3 protein-coding genes and 1 pseudogene are annotated in these 3,317 nt (G+C 59.2%); 2 read left to right on the top strand and 2 right to left on the bottom strand.

Translation table 11 applies throughout. The features are described 5' to 3' along the window. Window positions 1-519, bottom strand: a 519-nt coding sequence (locus AC1DH9_RS25585) for an AAA family ATPase (RefSeq protein ID WP_477809021.1), incomplete at its 3' end; no start/stop codon positions are given. Window positions 520-521: 2 nt separating this feature from the next. Beyond that, on the bottom strand, window positions 522-1,181 hold the full coding sequence (locus AC1DH9_RS25590; protein WP_216744939.1) for a GntR family transcriptional regulator: 660 nt from the start codon (window positions 1,179-1,181) through the stop codon (window positions 522-524). Between the two features lie 268 nt (window positions 1,182-1,449). On the opposite strand from AC1DH9_RS25590, the gene xdhA reads away from it, so the two are divergent. Together xdhA and AC1DH9_RS25600 are read left to right on the top strand one after the other, a co-directional pair. Continuing rightward, window positions 1,450-2,916: a xanthine dehydrogenase small subunit gene (xdhA, locus tag AC1DH9_RS25595; protein WP_477809022.1), complete on the top strand. Its 1,467-nt coding sequence runs from the start codon at window positions 1,450-1,452 to the stop codon at window positions 2,914-2,916. Continuing rightward, window positions 2,909-3,317, top strand: a pseudogene (locus tag AC1DH9_RS25600) (xanthine dehydrogenase molybdopterin binding subunit); the annotation flags it as partial. The gene xdhA and the pseudogene AC1DH9_RS25600, both read left to right, overlap by 8 nt.

Raw genomic sequence — 3,317 nt, forward strand, 5'->3', positions numbered from 1 at the left:
GTACTTGGAGATCCCCGCCGCTTCTTCAATGAAGTTACGCAGGTCTTCAGGCATGGACTCGATCAGCTTGGAGATCATCCCCTGTTCGATGATCGAGTAGCTGCGCGGGCCCAGTCCGGTACCGAGAAAAATGTCGGTGATATCGCGGCGACGGCATTTGGTGCCGTTGAGGTAATAAGTAGTCTGGCTGTCGCGGGTAACTTTGCGGCGAATGGAAATCTCCGCGTAAGCCGCGTATTCGCCGATCAACGTGCCGTCGGAGTTGTCGAAAACCAGTTCGATGCTTGCCTGGCTCACCGGTTTGCGACTGGTAGAACCGTTGAAGATGACATCGGTCATCGACTCGCCGCGCAAGTTCTTGGCCGAGCTCTCGCCCATCACCCAGCGTACGGCATCGATGATGTTCGACTTGCCGCAACCATTGGGCCCGACCACCGCCGCCATGTTACTGGGGAAGTTCACCGTGGTCGGGTCGACGAAGGATTTGAACCCCGCCAGTTTGATGCACTTGAGCCGCACGCTCAGGCAACCGGCAAGGCAGACAACACCAGATCGCAACTGCGCCGGGCATAAGCCGAGAGCACGACGCGAATCTCTGGCAAATCACGCGCCAGCACGGCCGCGAGCAAGCGCTCGAACAGTTCGAGGAACTCGCTCATCTCGGCCTTGCGCTGTTCCAGGGCGAGAAAATACGCACGGCTCATGGCCGGTTGCAGGTTCTCGACGGTTTCCTGCAAGTACGGGTTATTGGCGAATGGGTACGCCGCGCGCATCACGCTGAAGCTGTCTTCGACAAAGGCGCGGATGTCCTGACGCTCGTAACTGGCGCTCAGGCGTTGCTGGATTTGCAGGAACGGCGCCATGTCGGCCTGGACCTGCCAGCCACTGGCCACTGAATTACCGAGCAGGATGTACAGCTCGCTCATCAGCGTGCACAGGCTCTGCACCTTGTGTGCGGTGAGCTCGGTCACATGAGCACCACGACGCGGCAGGATGGCGATCAGGTGCCGGCGCTCGAGAATCAGCAAGGCTTCGCGAACCGAGCCGCGGCTGACATTGAGGGCCAGCGTGACCTTCTGTTCCTGGATGCGCTCTCCGGGCTTGAGGTCGCCGCGAATGATGCGTTCGGCGAGGTGGTGAGCAATTTGCTCGGCGAGGCTGTCCGGCGCCTTGAACGTCATGGTTTTCCTTCAAACTCTTCGATCTGTACAAGCGGCGCAGTGTAGCGCACTTGCGAGGTGATGGCGCAGGGCCCAGCCAGCGGAATTTGGCACGATTCAAGCAAAAAGCGAGGTATCCCGAGAGGGTCAATAATGAAATAAGCCGTTGTTGATCGGCAAAAGCGAATTTCCTGACCCTTAAGTCAGAAAATCATTGACCGAAAAGTCAGACCTGATAAATTCAGGTTCGTCGGTTAACAACAATAATGAGTCTGCGAGGCCTTCCGYGATCCAGTTTTTACTTAACCAGGAACTCCGTAGCGAGCACGCCCTGGACCCGAACCTGACCGTGCTCAACTATCTGCGCGAACATTTGGGCAAACCCGGTACCAAAGAAGGTTGCGCCAGCGGTGACTGTGGCGCGTGCACGGTGGTGGTCGGTGAATTGCAGACCGATGACAACGGCCGCGAACACATTCTCTATCGCAGCCTCAACTCGTGCCTGACGTTTGTGTCGTCGCTGCACGGTAAACAGCTGATCAGCGTTGAAGACCTCAAGCATCAGGGCCAATTGCATAGCGTGCAAAAAGCCATGGTCGAGTGCCACGGTTCGCAGTGCGGCTTCTGCACACCGGGCTTCGTCATGTCGCTGTTCGCCCTGCAGAAAAACAGCGATCACGCCGATTCCCATAAAGCCCATGAAGCCCTCGCCGGCAACCTCTGCCGCTGCACCGGCTACCGGCCGATCCTCGCCGCCGCCGAACAAGTGTGCAGCGCCAAAAAGCCTGACCAGTTCGATGCTCGCGAAGCCGAGACCATCGCTCGCCTGAAAGCCATTGCGCCGACCGACACCGGTGAACTGAACAGCGGCGACAAACGCTGCCTGGTGCCACTGACCGTCGCCGATCTGGCCGACCTCTACGACGCCTATCCGCAAGCCAGACTGTTGGCCGGCGGTACCGACCTGGCACTGGAAGTGACCCAATTCCACCGCACGCTGCCGGTGATGATCTACGTCGGCAACGTCGCAGAAATGAAGCGCATCGAGCGCTTTGACGACCGCCTGGAAATCGGTGCCGCCACCGCCCTCTCCGACTGCTACGACGCCCTCGAGACCGAGTACCCGGATTTCGGCGAATTGCTGCAACGCTTCGCCTCCCTGCAAATCCGCAATCAGGGCACCCTCGGCGGCAACATCGGTAACGCCTCGCCGATTGGTGACTCGCCTCCGCTGCTGATCGCACTGGGCGCACAGATTGTTTTGTGCAAAGGCGAAACCCGCCGCACGCTGGCACTGGAAGACTATTTCATCGATTACCGGGTCACTGCGCGCCAGGAAAGCGAGTTCATCGAAAAGATCATCGTGCCGCGTGCCAGCGCTGAACAACTGTTCCGCGCCTACAAGGTCTCCAAGCGTCTGGACGATGACATTTCCGCGGTCTGCGCGGCATTCAACCTGCGCATCGAAAACGGCGTGGTTGCCGACGCCCGCGTCGCGTTCGGCGGCATGGCTGCGACGCCGAAACGCGCGAAAAGCTGCGAAGCCGCGCTGCTCGGCGCGCAGTGGAGTTCACTTTCTCAAGGGCAGACAACGGTCGAACGTGCCTGCGCCGCCCTTGCGCAAGACTTCACACCGCTCACGGACTTCCGTGCGAGCAAGGAATACCGTCTGCTCAGCGCACAGAACCTGCTGCGTAAATACTTCATCGAACTGCAAACACCGCACATCGAGACTCGGGTGACCGCTTATGTCTAACCATCACAAAGTCGAGAAGACCCAAGCCGAACTGGCCGAACTGTTTGCCAAGGACCTGACTACCGGTGTCGGTCGCAGCGTCAAGCACGACAGCGCCGACAAACACGTGTCCGGTGAAGCGCAGTACATCGACGACCGACTTGAATTTCCGAATCAGCTGCACGTTTACGCACGGCTCTCGGACCGCGCCCACGCGAAAATAATCAGCATCGACACCCAGCCCTGCTACGCCTTCGAGGGCGTGCGCATCGCTATTACCCATAAAGATGTGCCGGGCCTGAAAGACATCGGCCCATTGTTGCCGGGCGATCCATTGCTGGCCATCGATGATGTGCAATTCGTCGGTCAAGTGGTGCTGGCGGTGGCCGCGAAGGACCTGGAAACCGCGCGCAAAGCGGCCA

The sequence above is a fragment of the Pseudomonas sp. 05T35 genome, from assembly GCF_056396605.1.